Consider the following 18,671-nt stretch of genomic DNA (forward strand, 5'->3'; position numbering starts at 1 on the left):
GAGCCACAGAGTGAAACAAGAGATCTCCGAAGAACAGCGCAAGAGCGGCCTGCTCACGGGCATCGTGATCGCATTCCTCCTGCTCGCTTTGCCGCTCGCGGTGTGGCTGGACCTGGCCGAGCTGAGCAAGACGGCGCTGCGGCGGCAGGCGGTCGATCTCAATTCGGTCATCACCAGCGTGCGCGGCTATTACGCCTCCAACGTGGTCGGCCGCGTGCTGGCCAACCCCGATGGCACCACCAAGGTCGTGCACAATTACGAGTCCGTACCCGGTGCGATCCCGATCCCGGCGACACTGTCGCTGGAGCTCGGCCGGGTGATCGGCGCGCAGCAGGAGAACATCACCTACCGCTTCGTCTCGGACTTCCCGTTCCAGAACCGCGCGCCGCACCAGCTTGACAAGTTCGAAAAGGACGCGCTGGATGCGCTGCGCAGGGATCCCGAGCAGAAGATCGTCGACACCGAGACCTCGCTGTTCAACGACAAGGTCCGCCTCGTTGCCCCCGTCACGATGGGGCCCGCCTGCGTGAGTTGTCACAACAGCCACCCTGAAAGCCCCAAGAAGGACTGGAAGGTCGGCGACGTCAGAGGCATCCAGGAGGTGATCATCGCGCAGCCGATCGCCGCTAACATCTTCTCGTTCAAGTTCCTGCTGGCCTATTTCCTGATCGCGGCGGGCAGCGGCCTGTCGTTCCTCTCGCTCCAGCGTCGTCAGGCGAGACGTATCAAGGGCATGAACAAGGAGCTCGAATCGGCCAACGACTTCCTGGCGTCGCTGTCGATGAAGATCTCGCGTTACATCCCGCCCCAGGTCTACAAGAGCATCTTCTCGGGCCAGAAGGACGTCACCATCCACACCGAGCGCAAGAAGCTCACCATTTTCTTCTCCGACATCCAGAATTTCACGGCGACCGCCGAACGGCTGCAGCCGGAGCAATTGACCCAGCTGCTCAACGAATATTTCACCGAGATGTCGGCGATCGCACATGACTATGGCGGCACCATCGACAAGTTCATCGGCGATGCCATGCTGATCTTCTTTGGCGATCCCGAGACCAGGGGCGATCGCGCCGACGCGCAGGCCTGCCTGCAGATGGCCTGGCGCATGCAGCAGCGGCTTGGCGAGCTCAATGCGAAATGGCGGGCGTCCGGCATCGAGCAGCCGTTCCGCTCGCGCATGGGCATCAACTCAGGCTATTGCAATGTCGGCAATTTCGGCAGCAGCGACCGCATGGACTACACCATCATCGGTGCGGAGGCGAACCTCGCCGCGCGTCTGCAATCGATCGCCGAACCCGGCGGTATCGTGCTGAGCTACGAGACCTTTGCGCTGGTCAGCGACATCGTCCGCGCCCACGCGCTGCCCGCGATCACCATGAAGGGCATCAGCCGCGAGGTCATCCCCTATTCCGTCGACGCACTGGACGACGCGGCGGCCGAGCGCAGCGGCGTCATCACCGAGCGCGCGCCGGGGCTGGAGCTTTATCTGGATCCGGCCGTGGTGAAGTCCGGCGATGCCGCCCGCGTGCGCTCACTGCTGGAGAACGCGCTGGCCTCGCTGAAGCCGGTGTGAGGGTGACGCTGACTCGAATCGCTTTTCTGACCCTGCTTGGTCCAGCAAGCGGTTGAAGTTAGTCGCCGCCGCCCCGTTACGGCAGCCCCCGCGCCTCCAGCTGCTTCACCAGCAGCATGGTCGGTTCAGCAAGACTGTCGCCCGATCCATCCAATCCGAACGCGGCGGCGATGCCGTCGCGGCTGCGCAGCAGCGAGGCGCGCGGGCAGTGGCCGGCGCCGCAGAGCGTTTTCTTCAGGGTCTCGCCCTGCGCCACGATACCGGCGGGATCGTCCGCGGCCCAGGCCAGCACGATCGGCACATCGACATTGAGGATGCCGGGAAAGACCGAGCGGGTGTTGTACTTGCTGGCGTCGACGCCGAGATAGGCCTTCTCGCTGTCGCTGGCGTCCTTGCCGGCGCGGTAGATGCCGGACACCAGCACGACGGCAGCGACATCAGCGCGGTCGGCCTGGAGTTCGGGATGTGCCAGCAGGGTTGCGACGTGGAAGGCGCCGGCGCCGTAGCCGATCGCGACAATCTCGCGGGCATCGCCGTTGAACAGGTCGATATTGCCGTAAACCCAGGACAGTGCCGCCGCCACGTCGGTTGCTCCCATCGGCCAGGTCGCGCCGGGAGCCAGGCGATAGTTGACGCGCACCCCGATCATCTCGTTGCGGGCGGCAAAGCACATGACCTGGTCTTGGATCTGGCGCGACAGCTCGGGCGCGGCGCGGTCGCCGGTGAAGGTGTCGCCGGCCACGAACACCAGCACCGGCCGTGGCGTATCCGCCTTGGTCGTACTGGTGGCGACGTCGAGCACGTTGGCCTCGCTCTCGCCGTACCGCAGGCCCCGGGAGAAGGTGACCTGCTCGCACAGCCGCGCGGTGCCGCCAGCCGTAGTGTCGGAATCGGTCAGGCCTGTCCGAATGAGGTCGGAGGGCGCCGTCAACCGCGCCGGCACAGGGCCATGCGCGGAGGCCGTCGTGAGGGTCAGTAACAGGAAAAAAGCGAGGTAATTCTTCATTTTGATGCCGGCCTTGCGTCCCTCATATTGGTTCGCAGGTTTGGCCTGTCTTTTCAATTCGCCTTATTCGTCCGCCTTGAGGCGATTTCGGGGCGCCTTTCGTACGGCGACACCGACGCGATCCCCCAGCTTTGGGAGCGAGACGCTTGCCGGCGCGTGCGGCCAGCAGCCTCCGGTCGCGCTGGCGATGACAAAGCCCTGTGTGAAGCCATGGCTCCCTGGGACCAAGGTCTCAGGCGGCGCTCTTGCGCTTGGCCGCCTTCTTCGTCGTCGTCTTGGCGGCTTTCTTCTTCTTTGCCGCCTTCTGGGCGGCCAGATAGGCCCCGACCTTCTTCGCGGAATGGCCGGCCGCGGCGACGGCGGCCTTCAGCTTGGCCGGGGGCACCTTGAATTTGTTCGACCAGTAGCGGACCTCATAGGCCTCGCCCAGCGCGATCCGGCTCTTGTCGGAGGCGCGGTGCTTCTGGAGCTTGATGTAAGCCTCGACCTTCTTGACGGAATGGCCGACCTTCTTGACGGCGTATTTCAGCTTGGCCGGGGTCACTTTGAACTTCTTCGACCAGTAGGCGACTTCATATTTTTCGCTGAGAGCAATCAGCGCCCGATCGGTCCCGCCGCGCTTTGCCTTGTTGTCGGCCATGCGTCCCTCCTGCCGTGGAATGCGGGCCAATCTAGCATGCAACCGGATTCGGAAGGCAAGACGGCAAGCCTGCGTGATTGCGCGAGGCGGCGGTTTTACACCGATGTGTCAAACCCTTGTGCGGCGTGGCCGCGCCGCGGGCAAAACGGGCGTTCTACTTTGCATGGGGTTGTTTTCGCATTTTTTGCTTGTCGGCCCCGTTACGCCTGCTTCATCGTCCGGAAGGTGATGGAGTAACGACGAGCCTCGACCGGCGGGATACTGTGCTCCCATTGCAAGCGTGCCTCGCCCTCTATCATGTAGAGCGAGCGCGGCCGGGCTTCGAGCGTGTGGCGTTGCCATTTGTCGCCGCTGCGGCGGCGGAAGCGGAATTTGCAGGCTGAGCCGAGCGACAGGCCGAGGATCTTGTCGAAGTGCGGCTTGTCGCGGTGCCAGCCGATGCCGACTCCGGCCTCGTACTCGGTACAAAGTATCTGCCGAATGCTGGCTTCCGGCAGCTCCGCCCAGATCTCGGCCTGACGTGCCATCGGCATGAGCCAGTCCGGGATCGGCTCCGCCTTGGCGAGCCGCTGCAGCGTGTAGTCATAGCGATAGCCGAACGACGCCACCCGGCGGTTGCCCTCGAACGCCCCGAACTGGAAGCGCTCGAGCGGCAATGCTGCGATGCGGCCGATCAAGGATTGCTCGACGGCGGGTTCGATAAAATTGTCCGTGTAGCGAAGGCCGGCCGGGCTTTCGTCAGGGACGGCAAACAAGCCGAGCTGCGTCATTCCCTCGCATTTCCGTGATGGAACCTAATGGTGGCTGATGCGACTTACATAAGACGCGGGGAAAAACATGCGAGGCTGTCATGGCACACAAGCATACCGCCGATCCGGCAGAGATCATGCGGGCGACCGGTCATCCTGAGCTGGAATATGCCGCCGGCTGGACCATCGCTGGTCTCGTCACCATTGGCACCATCGTCGCCGCCTGGGTGTTCGCAATCTAGGCGATCGGGAATTGGAGTTCGAAGGCGACGCCGGTTTCGGTCGGCGTCAGCCTGATCGAGCCGCCATGGCTCGCCATCACCGCGCGCGCAATTGCGAGACCCATCCCGGTGCCGCCCTGGTCGCGGCGGGTGGTGAAGAACGCATCGAAGATCCTGTCTCGGTTCGGCGCCGAAATCGGCTCGCCGTCATTGCTCACCGTCAGACGCAGGGTCGTACGCTCGTCTACAGCCTCAAGCTTGATCGTCCCGGCCTTGTGCCGCATCGCGTTGTCGGCGAGATGCGACAGCACGATCAGCGCCTTTTCGCCGGACATGCCGATAGGGCGGTCGAGGCTGCCGCTGGCCTCGATGGCGCTGGCCGGAAACCGGTTCTTGAGGTCGGCGATCACGGGCGCCAGCTCGGTGCGCTCGTTCTGCGGCAGGCTTTCGGCGCGGGCGAGCTCCCGCAGCCGCTGCGCCATCGCTTCCAGCCGCTGAGTGTCGGACAGGATATTGGCGATGAACGTCTTCTGCTCCGCCGGCGTCAGCCCCTCGGACCTGCCCTGATATGAATCCTGCAGCAGCTCGGCGGCGCCCTTGATCGAGGTCAGCGGCGATCTCAGTTCGTGGGTCAGATGGGCCGAGAATGTCGCGATATAGTCGGAGCGACGCGCGAGCTGCTCGGCCATGCCGAGGAAGCTGTGCGAGAGATGGGCGAACTCGCGCGTGCCGTAGTGCCGGAGCGGTTGGAAGGCCTCGCGGTCGCCGCGGCCGATCCGCACGGCACGGTCGATCAGCTCGCGCATCGGCAGCGTGATGGTGCGCGAGAACACCAGGCCGATCGCGATGGTGCCGAGGATGACGGCGAGCCCCGCCAGCACGAATTTGGCCCGCTCCTGGTAGAGGTGGTCGAAGATGTTGCTCGGCGTTCGCGTGGTGTAGATCACGCCGGCGACGCGGTTGTTGACGATGACGGGCATCGCCGAGAACACATGCACGCCGAGGCCGCGGCTGAAGGAATAGATCGGCGGTGGCGGCTTGTCCGGCACGCGGTTGCGCAACGTGGCGCGATATTGCCCATGCAGCGCATCGGCGACCTCCTCGATATGGGCGAGCGACTGGCCGACCTCCTGCCGCCCGGCGATCACGACGCCTTGCGGATCGAGAATGCGAAAGCCTGCCAGGGTCACCTTCTGGGTCTCGCGGATGATCGGCGTCAGCCTTGCGCCGATCTCGACATAGGCGGCCTGCGCGGGATGCGGCGCGGCCTGCGCGTCCGGCCGCCGCCGCAGCAGATCGTTGGCGGTGAGGTCGAGCGCGGGACGGATCGGGGTGACCTGGTCGCCGGGGTCGGGCAGCACGTTCGGCGACACCTCGGCGCCGAGGGTCAGGCCGCCGTCAAGCCTGGCCGTGACCTCCTGTGCAAAGATCGTCGCCAGCACGCGGCTTTGCGCGATCAGCTCGGCCTGGGTCTGGCGGATCAGCTGGTTGTCGTAGAGACGAAAGAAGAACAGGCCGACCAGCGGCAGCACTCCAACGGTCGTCAGCACCGCAAAGATGACGAGCCCCAGCGACGGCCGCCATTTGTCGGGCGCTGCGCTCATGCCGTCTTCTCACAGCGGCCGAGCTTGAAGCCGACGCCGTGGATGGTCTCGATGACGTTCTCGCAATTGTGCGCCGCGAGCTTGGCGCGGATGTTGCGGATGTGGCTGTCGATGGTGCGGTCGGAGACCTGGATGTTGAGCTGATAGGCCGCCCGCATCAGCTGCTCGCGGCTGAACACCGACGTCGGCCGGGCCAGGAACGCGCGCAGGATGCCGAACTCGATGGCGGTCAGCTTCAGCGGCGTGCCTGAGAAGGTCGCGACATGCTGCTCGGGGTCGATCAGCAGGCCGCCTTGCGACAGCGCGGCCGGGCTTGCCTTGGCCTCGCCATTGCGCGGGCTGAGCCGGCGCAGGATGACGTTGACCCGCGCCACCAGCTCGCGCGGGCTGAACGGCTTCGTCACGTAATCGTCGCCGCCGATTTCGAGGCCGAGGATGCGGTCGATCTCCTCGTCGCGCGCCGACAGGAACAGGATCGGCACGTCGGAATTCCTACGGATCTCGCGGCAGACATCGAGGCCGTCGAACTCGGGCATGCCGATGTCGAGCACGATCAGATCGGGCCTGTCGACGGCAAAGCGGGCGAGCGCCTCCTTGCCGTCGCGCGCCTCGATCACGTCCATGCCGGCTTTCTTCAAGGCGACGCGGATGACCTCGCGGATATGGCCTTCGTCGTCGACGATGAGAATGCGATGCGCCAAGAAACTCTCCGCTCACCCTGCCGGCGGGCTGCCGGACTGGTCTTTCGCCTGCGCGTCCAGCCTGCGCTGCAGCCGCCAGCTCCGAAAGCTCCAGCTCCGCCAGGCCAGATCCTGGCGCTGCTGTTCTACAAGGCGGTCGCGGCGCGACACAAGACAGCTCTCGGGATTGCCGGACCGCAGCAGGATGGCCTTGTCGATCGCGGGCAGTGCCTGCGGCCCGAGCGTCAGGAGATAGTTGATATCGATCTGCAGGCCCTTTCCGGATGCCTCCCGGCTGTGTGTGACGTTGTAGTCGGCGATGAAGGCATCGAAGTTCACGAGCGAGCAGCCGTAGAGCACGATCGCGAGCGCTAGCAGATTGACGCCGACGAGCCATTGGTTGGAGCGGTTGAGGGCGATGCGGGCGACGATCAGGATCAGCCCGAGCGCGACCAGCCCCATCCAGATGAAGGCCGCGATCCGCCAGTAGGTCAGCATGTAGATGTCGACGTAGAGGTCGAGGCGAAGAATGGAGGAAGCGACGAGGAGCACGTTCTGCCCGACCCAGAGATAGACCAGCGGCCGGATCACCTTCGAGTTTTCGGCCGGCCCGCCCGGGCGCATCGCCACCAGCACGAAGGCCGCGGCGAGCAGGGCGGTCACGATCAGCGGATAGGCGCCGCGATGTGCGTAACCCGCATAGGTCAGATTGTCCGGCAGCGCCACATGGCCCCAGAGATAGATCCCGTCGAGAATGCACTGCGCCGCGAACAGCAAATTGAACAGGATCAGCGAGCGCAGAATGGTGGAGGGACCGAGAAACTCCACCGAGACCAGCGGCGGGAGTGGCGGCACAGGGCCGTCCACGACGGCGGTGGTGACGATCGTCCTGCGACGCCAGCGTACATGGATGAACGGCCAGACCAGTGCCAGCATCAAGGCCCAGAACAGCACGCGCGGAACGCTGACATATTGGAGGAAAAGCTTCGGATTGAGCAGGTAAACCCATTGCTCGATCACCGGATTGGCAGCGGCGAAAAGCGCGACGAAAACCGCGCTGAGTGCTGCAGGGAGCAGCCAGCGTGCGATGCCGCGGGTCAGCGCCGACGCGTTGAACGCCTGGGGCGCATCGAGGAAAAACCTGAAGGGTCCGAGCAGGACGAAGTTGCGCAGCGCGCGGGCGCGGTCGGCGAGCCCAATCGTTTCCGCATTGGTCACGAGCAGTAGCGCAATCGCCAGCGACGCGATCAGGATCACGAACGACAGCGTGTTGAGATCCTCGATAATTGGTACCAGACCGGCGGCGAGGACGGCCGAGCCGATCAGGGCGCGGCGCAGGTCCAGGGACATGTGATTGAAGAGCGCCGACACCCCGGCGAGCGCGATCGCAAAAAGCGTCAGCGAGAGCCCGATCCGCTGCCCGTAGAACAGCCAGTCGGCGAGTGCGGCCAGCACCAGGGCGAGGCCGACCTTGGCGGGGATCGAGGCATGACCGATCGGTTTGATGTCCTCTACGATCGTCGAAGCCAGGCTTGTCATATGCGAAAAGACCTTTCGTGATGGGTGGCATCACGAAGTCTGAACGGTGCTTGTGCAGAAGCCGGGATCATCGTCTGCACGGTTTCAGGAGTCTTTTGCAGTTTTCGTGCAGGCGCGCTTTTGCCTCTCGCCCGGCGTCAATTGCTTTGATAGGTGCGAAGCATTCGCCCCTCGCAGCGCGTGATGCATCATGCAATTCCTCCGTCGTATCGGTCTCATTCTGCTCTGGCTTGCCGTGCCCGTCGTCGCATTCGCGGCCGCGAACAAAAACGATCCCTATCTTGTCCCATTGCGCGGCGCCGGAAACATCGCACTTGTCGTCGCAAGCATCGCGATCGTCATCCTGCTGCTGCGCAAAGGGGGGTGGCGAACCATTACGGGCAAGCTGCTGGTCACGCTCTGGTGCCTGCCGCCGGTCCTGATGTCCGCGGCGCACCTGAAGTTCGAGCTGCGCAAGCACGACGTCCTCGGCGCAAGTGTCGCTGAGGCGCGACAACTCGGGCCTCATTTCATGGTCGGCTTTTCCTCGTTTCCCGAGGTCGCGCGCCTTGCCGAGCAGGGATTGATCGGCGGTGTTTATGTGACCCGGCACAACATTCGTGGCCGGACCGTCGCGGCGCTGCGGACCGAGATCGCGGCGCTCCAGGATATCAGGCGCGCGGCGGGCCTGCCGCCGCTGGTCGTCGCCGCCGACCAGGAGGGCGGCATCGTCGGGCATCTGGCGCCTCCGCTGACCAAGGTGCCGGCGCTGGCGACGCTCGCCGGTCTTGCTCCCGAGGACCAGCAAGCCAAGGCTCAAGAGTTCGGTCGAATCCATGGACGCGAGCTTGCGGACCTCGGCGTCAACCTCAATCTCGCGCCGGTGCTCGACCTCAAGCCGCCGGCGCGGCGCAACCGCCTCGATTTCCACACGCTGATCGGCCAGCGCGCAATCGCAACCGATCCGGCCGTCGTCAGCACGATCGCGCGCGCCTATGTACGCGGGCTGGAAGAATCCGGCGTCGGCGCCACGCTCAAGCATTTTCCTGGCATCGGCCGCGTCCGTACCGACACGCATCATTTCAGCGCCAATCTCGACGCGCCGGTCGGGGAGTTGGAAGCAACCGACTGGCTCCCGTTCCGCGAGGTGCTGTCGCATTCGCGCAGCGCATTGATGGTCGGCCATGTCACGCTCACCGCGGTCGACCCCGAACGCGCCGCCTCGCACTCCAAGCGCGTCGTCGATGGCATTATCCGTGAGAAATGGGGCTATCAGGGCGTGGTGATGACCGACGACCTCGTGATGGGTGCGATCTACCAGAACGACGTCTGCAAGGCCGTGGTCGAGGCGATCAATGCCGGTGTCGACCTGCTGCTGGTCGCCTATGACGGCGCGCAATTCTACCGCGTCTTCGCCTGCGCCCTGGACGGCTCGCGGAAAGGCACGCTTGATTCAGCAGCGCTGCGCGCGAGCGAGGCGCGGCTGACGCGGGGCTTTCCGATCGAGCAGGCGCGGGCCGCCTCGGGCCAGATCCACCTGGTCGAAACTAGCCCTTCGCGAATTGACGATAATCAGGCTCGCGGTGAAACCAGAACTCGTAGCCGGTGATGCCCTTCTGCATGGCGACGTCGTGGATCGGCTGGTTGAGCGGAACGACCGGCACGTCGCGGATGCAGAGCGCGATGAAATCCTTCACCGCCTTGTCGTATTCGGCGGTATCAGTGGTGAAGCGGGCCTTGTCGATCAGCGCGTCCATCTCCTTGTTCTGGTAGGAGGAGATGTTGAAGATCGAATTGTTGCCGTGGAAATTCGAGTAGAAATAATATTCGGGATAGTCGAGCCAGCCGCTGAACCGGTTGAGCGCAAGCGGCAGCTCCTTTTTGTTCAGTGTCGTGCGCCAGTTGGCGCCCGGTATTTTTTCGATTGATGCCTTGATGCCGATCTTGGCGAGACTCTCCTGGATCAGGATCGCCGTGGGTTCGCCGACGGTTGCGGTGCCCGTGTCGAGCGAGAGCGTCGTCTCCAGGCCGGTTTCGAAACCTGCTTCCTTCATCAAGGCCTTGGCCTTGTCCAGGTCTGTGACATAGGGAAACGGCTGCGGCCAGACCGGCTTCGAGACTTCAGCCGCTCCTCCGTACATCGGAACGGAACGGCCGAAGAATGCGCTGCTCTGGATCTGCTCATATGGCATCGCCCAGGCGACGGCCTGGCGCAGCTTCATATTATCGAACGGCGGCTTTGCGGTGTTCAGGGCAACGTACCAGAGCGCGTTGGGGATCGGCACGCCCGACACCTTGACCTTGCCTTCCCTGATGAGCTGGTCGAAATCGCGCGGCGCAAAGCCGCTGGACAAGTCGGCGTCGCCCCGCTCCAGCATAGCGCGACGCGTTCCGCCGGAGGGAACGTCTCGCGCGATCACGCGCCTGATCTTCGGCAAGGGTCCGCTCTTCCAGTCGTCGAAACGCGCCAGCACGGTCTCGCTGCCGGGCTTCCAGCTTTCGATCTTGTAGGCGCCCCCGCCGGCCTCGTTGTTCCTGAGCCACGTCAATGCCCAGGGGTCGTCCGGACTAGCATTCTTCTTCGCCAGTTCCGAGTTGATGATGAAGGGCACGACCACGGCGACGTTGAACAGCAGCATCTTGTCCTTGCGGACATAGTCGATGCGGAAGGTGTGATCGTCGACGACCAAGAACTGCTCGGGCTTTTCCAGCGATCCCGCCGACATCTGGAAGGTCGGGAAGCCGCCGACCTTCACCGCGCGGTCGAACGACCATTTGACGTCCTTGGCGGTAACAGGCGTGCCGTCGTGGAATTTCGCGTCCCTACGAAGCTTGAAGGTGCAGGACATGCCATCGGCTGCGACCTCCCAGCTCTCGGCGAGTTCGGGCGCGAGTTTCTCGCGATCATACGATATCGTTCCGTCCGGCAGCGTTTTGGAGGCGTAGGAAAGGAGGCGGTCGTAGCAATTCCACGAGAGCCCGTTCACGGTCTGGTTGGCGCCGACGCCCTGCATGTCCAGCGAGTTCGGACCCAGCTCCTGCACCACCAGCAGCGTCTCGCTACGTCCCTGCGCCCAGGCAAGGGGCGGAGCGACGGCACTGATGCCGGCGGCGCCTACGCCGCCGATCACGCTGCGGCGGCTGATATGAAAGAGCGAACGGCTCATGGGGGCCTCCTGTCCGGTAATGTCCGGCATCGAGAGGCAAGGTGTGTGCCACCGGGCACGGATGATCGTGCCGGTGTCGTAGCTGACCGCCCCGCGCATCTGCGCGAGGCGGTTTCAGTCGATACGTCCGTGCGTCGCGACAGGCGCTTCTTATTCGGCCTGCTCCACCGCGGCAGGCATTTTCGCAACCGACATCAGCGAGCGCGCGACCTGATTGAGCAGGAGATCGGCGTTTTCTTCCTCGGCGAGGGATTTGGATAGCAGGGCGACCACCGCGCTATGCCGGAGCTGCTGCGCCAGATTGCGCGCGGTGGTGTAGCCGGACATCTCGTAATGTTCGACGCGTTGAGCCGCAGAAATCAGTGAAAGGTCGGCGGCTGCGTCTTCCTTGTCCTCGGCTTCCTGCATGACCTCCTGGCCTTCCTCGATGAGGCCCATCATGCCCTTGCAGGGCTTGGCTTTTGCGGTCTCGCCGAGCAGTTCGAAGCATTCGTTGATGCGCTCGACCTGATTCTCGGTCTCGGCCAGATGCTGCTCGAACAATTCCCGCAGCTGGTCGAAGCGGGCGGCCTGCGCCATCTTGGGAAGCGCCTTGGTCAACTGCTTCTCGGCATGGAGAATGTCGCGCAGTTCATGGAGCAGGAGTTCGGTCAGGCCCATCTCGTCCACGGGTGATGAACTCTCTGCTACGATGGATGTGCCGGCGCCGGCATCGGTGGACTGCAGAGCGGGTGATTCCGTGAACACCCAGTCCTCGCCTTCATTCCAGGGACCGCGGGTGTCGATTTCGCCGTGGTCGCCACTGCCGGTGGAGTCGTTGAAATACTGGTTCACGAGACCGGGCGTCGGCGCGAGCCTGCCGATGCTGAAGGCCGGCTTCGACAGGCTTTCGAGCGCTCGCGCGAACGCCTTCATATGAGTGATCTCCCGCGTCATCAGGAACTGGAGCGCGTCCTTGCTGCCCGAGTCGTCGCAGAAATTGATCAGCCGTTCATAGACGATCTTCGCGCGCGCTTCTGCGGCGATGTTGCTGCGGAGGTCGACGTCGAGTTCGCCGGTGATCTTGAGATAGTCGGCGGTCCAGGGATTGCCTTGTGAATTGAACAGATTGACGCCGCCGCCTCCGGCAATCGCAATCAGCGGATCGGCCTCCGCCGCCTGACGGTCGTTCTTCGAAGGCGCAAGATGCAAGCGCGCAAGACAACCGACGACTTCGAGATGGCTAAGCTCTTCGGTGCCGATATCCATCAAGAGGTCCTTGCGATCGGGATCCTCGCAATTCAAACCTTGAATCGAATATTGCATCGCCGCCGCGAGTTCCCCATTGGCGCCGCCGAACTGTTCGAGCAGCATATTGCCGAAGCGCGGATCGGGTTCGTCGACGCGAACAGTGAACATCAGTTTCTTGACGTGGTGATACATGGGAGGGCTCGCGCTCTGTGGGAATCTATGCGTGTCAACAGGCCCTCGGAATGATCGTTCCTAGTTCTCGTCGAGATTCAGATCGGGCAAAGCAGAGCGTGTTGCGTTCGTTGATGGCCGCGAGATCCCTACGATCCCGCTGCTGCGCGGCTCTGCGCGGGCCGCGCGATCAGTCCGTCAATCATCGCTCGCACGAGGCCTGCGATTTCCTTGCGCAGCGCCGGCAGCGGCACCGCGACCAGCTTCTGCTCAAGCCCCAGCGCAACCATGCCATGCACCGCGGAGAACAGGCTGCGCGCGGTGATTCCGAGTTCTTCCGGGCCGCGTTCTGGAAACAGCGAGATCAGCGGCTGGTGGATGTGGCGGAACAGCTGCATCTGATCCGCAACGGACCAGTCGGGAACGATCTTGTCGGCCTCCATGCGGTGTTCGAACAGTGCCCGCCAGAGCTGAAGATTTTCCGCCGCGAAATCGCAATAGGCGATGGCGATGCGCACCAGCGTCTCCTGGGGCAAGATGGCGCTCGAGCCTTCCGCCGCGCTCAGCGTCTCGTCGAGCCGCCGCAGCGTGCGCGAGCCCACCCGCAGGATCAGCTCGTCCATGTCGGCCACCAGATTATAGACCGCGCCGTTGGCGCAGCCGATCTCGCGGGCAAGATCGCGGGTTTTCAGCCCCGACAATCCACGGTCGGCGATCATCCGTTCCGCCGCCAAAATAAGGTCGGATCGAAGTTTTTCTCGACGTTCCAAGGCCTTAGACATGCGCCATCAAATATTTGAGCATTGCTCAAAATTTCCTTGAACAATGTTCAAGCATACTGCTACAAATAGTCTGTGAGCAACGCTCATAAACAGGGAGCAGCAGATGTTCAAGACCGTCGTAACACTCTTCCGCGGCAGCGTGGCCGCCGCCGGCGAGGAACTGGAGGACCGGGCCGCCCTCCTCATTCTCGACCAGCAGATGCGCGATGCGGCTGCCGCCGTCGAGCGCAGCAAGCGGACGCTGGCGCTGGCGATCGCGCAGGACCAGCAGGAGGGCCGCAAGCTCGAGGCGACCGTCGCCCGCATCGCCGATCTCGAGACGCGCGCGGTTGCGGCGCTCGACGGTGGCCGCGAGGATCTCGCCAGGGACGCCGCCGACGCGATCGCAGGCCTGGAGGCCGACCGTGATGCGGCGATGACGGCCCGCGCCTTGTTCGCGACAGAAATCGCCCGGTTGAAACGCCACGTCGCAACCGCGCAGGCCCGCATTACCGAACTCGATCGCGGCCGCCGCATCGCCCGAGCCTCGGAGGCCGTGCGCTCACTTCGCCGCAGCGGCATCGAGGCGGCACGGCCTTACGAATCCACGCTGCCGGAGGCGGAGAGCACCCTGCGGCGCCTGCGCGAGCGGCAGATGGAAACCCAGGCCGCCGATGATGTGCTGGTCGAGCTCGATGCGGCCACCGGACCGCTCGCCACCGCCGAGAGACTTGCCGAACAGGGTTTTGGCCCCCGGCTGAAGACGACTGCGGACGACGTGCTGGTCCGGTTGAAGTCCAAGCGCGCGCCGACCGCCTGATCCCAACCCCGTCATCATTCGAACCAACAGGAGACCATCATGAACCAGAACGGCCAACCCCATAGCAGCGCTTGGGTGACTTTCACGTACGCGTCTTTCGCAGCCTCCGCGTTCCTCATCGCCATCGGCATCTTCTTCCTGCCGATCGACTTCTGGATGAAGGGCTATCTCACCATGGGCATCGTCATGTTGATCCAGACCTGCATCACCCTGACCAAGACCGTGCGTGACAATCACGAGAGCAGCCGGCTGGTGAATCGCATCGAGGATGCCAAGGCCGAACGGTTGCTGATGGAGGTTTCCAAGGCGGCGTGAGACATCTACCTTGTGCAAATCCGGACGACGAGCAAGAGAGCCGCGGAGCGACGAGCCGCGGCTCTCTTGGCCGACCATGCGGAATGACGTTCCGAGCGGGCCTTCCGATCCGCATCCCGCATTGTACTTCGAACGCAGGTGCGATATGGCTCTCGCGCTTTCCAGAGGCGGAGACGAGCTTTGTCGAAACAATCGCTGCGTGAGGAGGCCGAGCGCCTGATCCGCGAATCGATGGAAAAGAAGACCATCGTCGTCAAGCAGGGCGCGACCCGCATCGAGGCCGTCTGCGGCAAGTGCGGCGCGCCGAATCGGGTCCAGGCGGAAAAAGGCCAGACCCGGGTCAAGTTCGCTTGCAAGAATTGCGGGCACCAGCAAGAGACGCTGTAGGGCGCTTTGCGCGGATTTGCCGCGCCGCCAATTCTCCAAACCCTCATCCGAGGATTCGGCAGCAAGAGGGTGTCTGGAGGTATGGAGCCGCGCCCGCTGCAGCAGAGCCTGCATGGTTCGAAATGCGCGCAAGGGCGCGCTCCTCACCTTGAGGGTTGAGAGTTACTTCCCCTCCACAAATTTCGCGAACGCATCCGCATAATCCGGGTGCCAGCGTGACAGCGGCGGGCGATTCTCCACGATGTCGCCGGCTGCCCATTGGATGCGCTTCTCATCGAGCGCGCGCGGCACGTCGTCGTCAGGGCACAGGATGTAGAAATCGCCGGCCTCCAGCCGCGCCAGCATGAAATCGACCGTCTGCTCCGGCGTCCAGGCGCCGGCCGGCTTCTCCGTGCGCCCCTTCGCGGTGAGGCCGGTGAAGACGAAGCCGGGGATCAGCAGATGTGCCGCGACGCGACAGTCTTTCGTGTTGCGCAGCTCGTGCTGCAGAGCTTCGGTAAATGCCTTAACCCCGGCCTTGGAGACATTGTAGGCGGGGTCGCCCGGCGGCGTGGTGATGCCCTGCTTCGAGCCGGTGTTGATGATGAGGCCGGTTTTGCCGCGAGCGATCATGTTGGGCGCGAAGATGCGCGAGCCGTTGATGATGCCCCACATGTTGACGGCGATGATGCGTTGCCAATTGTCGGGTTCGCCGAACAGCGTGCTTCCCGGCTGGATGCCGGCATTGTTCATCAGCAGGTCCGTTCCGCCGAACTGCGCGCTCACGGTGCGTTCCAGTTCCCTCACGCTCTCCGCGCTGCTGACATCGACGGCTGAGGTCATCACGTTTGTGGCAGACGTGATGGATGACAGTTTTGTCGCGGCGTCCGCCAGCCGTTCCCGGTCGACATCCGCGATGCAGACCTTCATGCCGGCGCGCGCGAAGGCAGCCGCGGCGGCAAACCCGATTCCGGATGCGCCGCCTGTGATCACGGCGACATTGTCTTTGACGATGGCGGGATGTGGCATGATGGTCTCCGGGGAACAGCTCTCGGTCGAACTATAGCATGGCAGCAGTCCGGCCCTGCACAAGTCGGCATGGGAGGTCTTCGTTCGACGCTGCCTTTACGCCTATCCGGCGCGGCTGTATCCTCAAGCCCAGCGATCCCGCCCAGATCGAACCACTCAAACACCTGACAGGGAGTGCAGCCATGGCTGTGTCGCAGGCTATTCCGATCACGCGCCATCCGTTCGCCAACGGGTCATACAAGCAGATGCTGATCGACGGCAAATGGATCGATGCCGCCTCAGGCAAGCGCTTCGAGACCCATAACCCTGCTACCGGTGAATTGCTCGCAACCGTCGCCGAGGGCGACAGGGAAGACATCGATCGTGCGGTTGCCGCGGCCCGCCGCGCCTTCGAGGGCCCCTGGAGCAAAGTCAAACCGTTCGAGCGACAGAATCTGCTGCTCAAGCTTGCCGACCTCGTCGAGAAGAATTTCGACGAATTGTCGCAGCTCGACACGCTCGACATGGGCGCGCCGCTCAGCCGCACCCGCGCCTATCGCCTGCGCGCCGTCGGCATGCTGCGTTATTATGCCGGCCAGACCACGGCGATCCACGGCGAGACCATCGAGAACTCGCTGCCTGGCGAAATCTTCTCCTACACGCTGAAGGAGCCGATCGGCGTCGTCGGCGCTATCATTCCCTGGAACGGGCCGCTTACCGCAACAATCTGGAAGATCGGCCCGGCGATCGCGACCGGCTGCACCGTGGTGCTCAAGCCCGCCGAAGAGGCGCCGCTGACCTCGCTGCGCATCGCGGAGCTGGCGATGGAGGCGGGCATTCCGCCCGGCGTCATCAACGTCGTGCCCGGCTATGGCGAGACCGCGGGCGCCGCGCTCGCCTCGCACCACGACGTCGACAAGGTCGCCTTCACCGGCTCGCACGTCACGGGACAGTCGATCATCCGTGCCTCCGCCGGTAACCTCAAGCGCGTCTCGCTCGAGCTCGGTGGCAAGTCGCCGGACATCGTGTTCGCGGATGCCGATCTCGACGCCGCGGTGCCGGGTGCGGCGATGGCGGTGTTTGCCAATTCGGGCCAGATCTGCAGCGCGGGCACACGGCTGTTCGTCGAGCAGTCGATCTACGAGGAGTTCGTCGGCCGCGTCGCCGAATTTGGCAAGAAGCTGCAGATCGGCAACGGCCTCGATCCCAACACCCAGATCGGTCCGCTGGTGTCCGAGCAGCAGCTCGAGCGCGTCACCAGCTATCTCGACATCGGCCAGAAGGAAGGCGCGAAGGCGCTCGCCGGCGGCGGCCGCGTCACCGAAGGCGCGCTGTCGAAGGGCTTCTTCGTCTCGCCGACGGTGTTTGCGGGCGTGCAGGACAACATGCGCATCGCGCAGGAGGAGATTTTCGGCCCCGTCATCTCCGCGATCGCGTTCAAGGACATGGACGAGCTGGTCAAGCGAGCCAACAACACCACCTTTGGCCTCGGCTCGGGACTGTGGACGCGCGACGTCAGCAAGGCGCATGCGGTTGCAAAGTCGCTGCGTGCCGGCTCGGTGTGGGTGAACTGCTACCAGGCGATGGACCCGGCCGTGCCTTTCGGCGGCTACAAGATGAGCGGTTATGGCCGCGAGTCCGGCAAGCAGCATGTCGAGGAATATCTCAACGTGAAGTCCGTCTGGATCAAGACGGCCTGACGCGCCATCGCGTCCGGGCTTCAGCGACTCGTTTGCTTGCGGCGACGAGAGTCTGCTTGCGACGACCACAAGTTGTTGCCCGGACGCTACAAGCGATTTAGAAGCGGCCGTCGTCCGCGATCTCGCAAGGATTGTTATCCCATTTCGAACGTCGGCCGGTTAGTGCTGGTCAACGTCAAGGTTCGGGTTGGGATATCAGGAATGCTCCGTTTCGCTTCGATCATGCTCGCGGCTCTGGGCGTCGCCGCGGCGCAGCCCGCGTTCGCGGCCGATATGGCCGCACGTGCGCCGCTCTACAAGGCGCCGCAATTGCCGGTCGCCTACAATTGGTCGGGTTTCTACGCCGGCGTGAATGTTGGCTATGGCTGGAGCGATGATGCGATCAAGCTCGCGCCGCACGATCCAGTCTTCACTGCGGGTGTGCTCGACGTGGCCCTCGCCGGCGGCCTCATCCCGCCCTCGCTGGCAACGAACCCGCGCGGTGTGCTGGGCGGCGTGCAGGCCGGCTACAATTTGCAGACAGGCTCCCTGGTGTGGGGCGTCGAAGCCGATATCGCCGCTGCCGGAATCAAGGGCAGCTCGACGGTCTCCCGAACCCTGCCGGTTTTCCCGGACATCGTGACGAGGCAAGAGCAGAAGGTCGACTGGTTGGGGACCGTGCGCGGCCGGATCGGTGCCACCGTGACACCCGACTTGATGCTCTACGCGACCGGCGGTCTTGCCTATGGACACGTCAAGGCGTCGACCTCGATCGTGGATCCCACGCTTGCGGCCGGCACGCCCTGCCTCAACGTGATCTGTAGTGCGGGGACGTCGGAAAGCTGGCGCGTGGGCTGGGCCGTCGGCGGTGGCGGCGAGTACCGCTTTGCGTCGAACTGGAGCGTCAAGCTCGAATATCTCTATTATGATCTCGGCAGCGAGAAATACACCATCTTCAATCCGCTGTTCCCGTTCACTCCGGGCCCGGCGCGCGGCCTCGACGCAACCGCGGATTTTACCGGTCACATCGCGCGGGTCGGCCTGAACTACAAGTTCGGTGCCGGTCCGGTCGTCGCAAAATACTGATCCGCCGTTCTGGATGGACTCCAAGTCCCCGGGCCCTGCCCGGGGCTTTTTTGCGTCTGTCGCAGCTTTCGGCTGGC

18 protein-coding genes are annotated in these 18,671 nt (G+C 63.9%); 8 read left to right on the plus strand and 10 right to left on the minus strand.

Features of this window, described 5'->3' with window-relative positions; all coding sequences use genetic code 11:
• Positions 1-10 precede the first annotated feature (10 nt).
• Positions 11-1,573 (plus strand): adenylate/guanylate cyclase domain-containing protein, encoded by a 1,563-nt coding sequence (locus tag JQ580_RS13860; protein WP_212280580.1) that lies wholly within the window; start codon positions 11-13, stop codon positions 1,571-1,573.
• Between the two features lie 76 nt (positions 1,574-1,649).
• Here the strand turns inward: JQ580_RS13860 and JQ580_RS13865 are convergent, their stop codons facing one another.
• The 3 genes from JQ580_RS13865 to JQ580_RS13875 all read right to left on the minus strand — a co-directional run bounded on the left by JQ580_RS13865 (position 1,650) and on the right by JQ580_RS13875 (position 3,989).
• Positions 1,650-2,579, minus strand: coding sequence for an alpha/beta hydrolase (locus JQ580_RS13865; RefSeq protein WP_212280581.1), 930 nt, complete (start codon positions 2,577-2,579; stop codon positions 1,650-1,652).
• A 232-nt stretch (positions 2,580-2,811) separates the two neighbouring features.
• Positions 2,812-3,219: a DUF3606 domain-containing protein gene (locus tag JQ580_RS13870; RefSeq protein ID WP_212280582.1), complete on the minus strand. Its 408-nt coding sequence runs from the start codon at positions 3,217-3,219 to the stop codon at positions 2,812-2,814.
• Positions 3,220-3,419: 200 nt separating this feature from the next.
• Positions 3,420-3,989: an alpha-ketoglutarate-dependent dioxygenase AlkB gene (locus tag JQ580_RS13875; RefSeq protein ID WP_212280583.1), complete on the minus strand. Its 570-nt coding sequence runs from the start codon at positions 3,987-3,989 to the stop codon at positions 3,420-3,422.
• Between the two features lie 80 nt (positions 3,990-4,069).
• Between JQ580_RS13875 and JQ580_RS13880 the strand changes: the two genes are divergently transcribed.
• The gene (locus tag JQ580_RS13880; RefSeq protein WP_018321489.1) at positions 4,070-4,210 is read left to right on the plus strand and encodes a hypothetical protein; all 141 of its coding nucleotides are present in this window, start codon (positions 4,070-4,072) and stop codon (positions 4,208-4,210) included.
• On the opposite strand, the gene JQ580_RS13885 is transcribed toward JQ580_RS13880, so the two are convergent.
• From JQ580_RS13885 to JQ580_RS13895, 3 genes are read right to left on the minus strand one after another with little or no spacing between them, the layout of a single operon-like run.
• A complete protein-coding gene (locus JQ580_RS13885; protein WP_212280584.1) occupies positions 4,207-5,793 on the minus strand; it encodes an ATP-binding protein in 1,587 nt (528 codons plus the stop codon). The two genes, JQ580_RS13880 and JQ580_RS13885, sit on opposite strands and share 4 nt — an antisense overlap.
• Entirely contained in the window at positions 5,790-6,494 is a 705-nt protein-coding gene (locus JQ580_RS13890) for a response regulator (RefSeq protein ID WP_212280585.1), read from the minus strand. Before JQ580_RS13890 ends, JQ580_RS13885 begins: the two co-directional genes overlap by 4 nt.
• A gap of 12 nt (positions 6,495-6,506) precedes the next feature.
• On the minus strand, positions 6,507-8,012 hold the full coding sequence (locus JQ580_RS13895) for a DUF4153 domain-containing protein (RefSeq protein ID WP_212280586.1): 1,506 nt from the start codon (positions 8,010-8,012) through the stop codon (positions 6,507-6,509).
• A gap of 190 nt (positions 8,013-8,202) precedes the next feature.
• On the opposite strand from JQ580_RS13895, the gene JQ580_RS13900 reads away from it, so the two are divergent.
• Positions 8,203-9,600 (plus strand): glycoside hydrolase family 3 N-terminal domain-containing protein, encoded by a 1,398-nt coding sequence (locus JQ580_RS13900; RefSeq protein ID WP_212280587.1) that lies wholly within the window; start codon positions 8,203-8,205, stop codon positions 9,598-9,600.
• Here the strand turns inward: JQ580_RS13900 and JQ580_RS13905 are convergent.
• From JQ580_RS13905 to JQ580_RS13915, 3 genes are all read right to left on the minus strand, one after another.
• On the minus strand, positions 9,539-11,158 hold the full coding sequence (locus JQ580_RS13905; protein ID WP_212280588.1) for an ABC transporter substrate-binding protein: 1,620 nt from the start codon (positions 11,156-11,158) through the stop codon (positions 9,539-9,541). The two genes, JQ580_RS13900 and JQ580_RS13905, sit on opposite strands and share 62 nt — an antisense overlap.
• A 150-nt stretch (positions 11,159-11,308) precedes the next feature.
• Positions 11,309-12,580, minus strand: a complete 1,272-nt coding sequence (locus JQ580_RS13910; protein WP_212280589.1) for a DUF892 family protein — start codon at positions 12,578-12,580, stop codon at positions 11,309-11,311.
• 128 nt (positions 12,581-12,708) lie between these two features.
• A complete protein-coding gene (locus tag JQ580_RS13915; protein WP_212280590.1) occupies positions 12,709-13,341 on the minus strand; it encodes a TetR/AcrR family transcriptional regulator in 633 nt (210 codons plus the stop codon).
• 103 nt (positions 13,342-13,444) lie between these two features.
• Here JQ580_RS13915 and JQ580_RS13920 point away from each other — a divergent pair, with 103 nt between their 5' ends.
• The 3 genes from JQ580_RS13920 to JQ580_RS13930 all read left to right on the plus strand — a co-directional run bounded on the left by JQ580_RS13920 (position 13,445) and on the right by JQ580_RS13930 (position 14,842).
• Positions 13,445-14,140, plus strand: coding sequence for a PspA/IM30 family protein (locus tag JQ580_RS13920; RefSeq protein ID WP_212280591.1), 696 nt, complete (start codon positions 13,445-13,447; stop codon positions 14,138-14,140).
• A gap of 39 nt (positions 14,141-14,179) precedes the next feature.
• Positions 14,180-14,455, plus strand: coding sequence for a YiaA/YiaB family inner membrane protein (locus tag JQ580_RS13925; RefSeq protein ID WP_091966026.1), 276 nt, complete (start codon positions 14,180-14,182; stop codon positions 14,453-14,455).
• A 180-nt stretch (positions 14,456-14,635) separates the two neighbouring features.
• Entirely contained in the window at positions 14,636-14,842 is a 207-nt protein-coding gene (locus JQ580_RS13930) for a hypothetical protein (RefSeq protein WP_008145196.1), read from the plus strand.
• A gap of 162 nt (positions 14,843-15,004) precedes the next feature.
• Here the strand turns inward: JQ580_RS13930 and JQ580_RS13935 are convergent, their stop codons facing one another.
• Positions 15,005-15,850: an SDR family NAD(P)-dependent oxidoreductase gene (locus tag JQ580_RS13935; RefSeq protein ID WP_212280592.1), complete on the minus strand. Its 846-nt coding sequence runs from the start codon at positions 15,848-15,850 to the stop codon at positions 15,005-15,007.
• 182 nt (positions 15,851-16,032) lie between these two features.
• Here JQ580_RS13935 and JQ580_RS13940 point away from each other — a divergent pair, with 182 nt between their 5' ends.
• Together JQ580_RS13940 and JQ580_RS13945 are read left to right on the plus strand one after the other, a co-directional pair.
• Positions 16,033-17,529: an aldehyde dehydrogenase family protein gene (locus JQ580_RS13940; RefSeq protein ID WP_212280593.1), complete on the plus strand. Its 1,497-nt coding sequence runs from the start codon at positions 16,033-16,035 to the stop codon at positions 17,527-17,529.
• A 201-nt stretch (positions 17,530-17,730) separates the two neighbouring features.
• Entirely contained in the window at positions 17,731-18,594 is an 864-nt protein-coding gene (locus tag JQ580_RS13945) for an outer membrane protein (RefSeq protein WP_212280594.1), read from the plus strand.
• Positions 18,595-18,671: the final 77 nt, after the last annotated feature.

It is taken from the genome of Bradyrhizobium sp. SZCCT0148 (assembly GCF_018129985.1).
Taxonomy (GTDB): domain Bacteria; phylum Pseudomonadota; class Alphaproteobacteria; order Rhizobiales; family Xanthobacteraceae; genus Bradyrhizobium; species Bradyrhizobium japonicum_H.

What these genes read in the sequence shown, in the direction of transcription:
- JQ580_RS13940 (WP_212280593.1), top strand. Translation starts at nt 16,033, where the DNA reads ATGGCTGTGTCGCAGGCTATTCCGATCACGCGCCATCCGTTCGCCAAC.
- JQ580_RS13905 (WP_212280588.1), bottom strand. Translation starts at nt 11,158, where the DNA reads ATGAGCCGTTCGCTCTTTCATATCAGCCGCCGCAGCGTGATCGGCGGC.
- JQ580_RS13915 (WP_212280590.1), bottom strand. Translation starts at nt 13,341, where the DNA reads ATGTCTAAGGCCTTGGAACGTCGAGAAAAACTTCGATCCGACCTTATT.
- JQ580_RS13875 (WP_212280583.1), bottom strand. Translation starts at nt 3,989, where the DNA reads ATGACGCAGCTCGGCTTGTTTGCCGTCCCTGACGAAAGCCCGGCCGGC.
- JQ580_RS13920 (WP_212280591.1), top strand. Translation starts at nt 13,445, where the DNA reads ATGTTCAAGACCGTCGTAACACTCTTCCGCGGCAGCGTGGCCGCCGCC.
- JQ580_RS13885 (WP_212280584.1), bottom strand. Translation starts at nt 5,793, where the DNA reads ATGAGCGCAGCGCCCGACAAATGGCGGCCGTCGCTGGGGCTCGTCATC.
- JQ580_RS13870 (WP_212280582.1), bottom strand. Translation starts at nt 3,219, where the DNA reads ATGGCCGACAACAAGGCAAAGCGCGGCGGGACCGATCGGGCGCTGATT.
- JQ580_RS13925 (WP_091966026.1), top strand. Translation starts at nt 14,180, where the DNA reads ATGAACCAGAACGGCCAACCCCATAGCAGCGCTTGGGTGACTTTCACG.
- JQ580_RS13865 (WP_212280581.1), bottom strand. Translation starts at nt 2,579, where the DNA reads ATGAAGAATTACCTCGCTTTTTTCCTGTTACTGACCCTCACGACGGCC.
- JQ580_RS13895 (WP_212280586.1), bottom strand. Translation starts at nt 8,012, where the DNA reads ATGACAAGCCTGGCTTCGACGATCGTAGAGGACATCAAACCGATCGGT.
- JQ580_RS13945 (WP_212280594.1), top strand. Translation starts at nt 17,731, where the DNA reads ATGCTCCGTTTCGCTTCGATCATGCTCGCGGCTCTGGGCGTCGCCGCG.
- JQ580_RS13910 (WP_212280589.1), bottom strand. Translation starts at nt 12,580, where the DNA reads ATGTATCACCACGTCAAGAAACTGATGTTCACTGTTCGCGTCGACGAA.
- JQ580_RS13900 (WP_212280587.1), top strand. Translation starts at nt 8,203, where the DNA reads ATGCAATTCCTCCGTCGTATCGGTCTCATTCTGCTCTGGCTTGCCGTG.
- JQ580_RS13880 (WP_018321489.1), top strand. Translation starts at nt 4,070, where the DNA reads ATGGCACACAAGCATACCGCCGATCCGGCAGAGATCATGCGGGCGACC.
- JQ580_RS13935 (WP_212280592.1), bottom strand. Translation starts at nt 15,850, where the DNA reads ATGCCACATCCCGCCATCGTCAAAGACAATGTCGCCGTGATCACAGGC.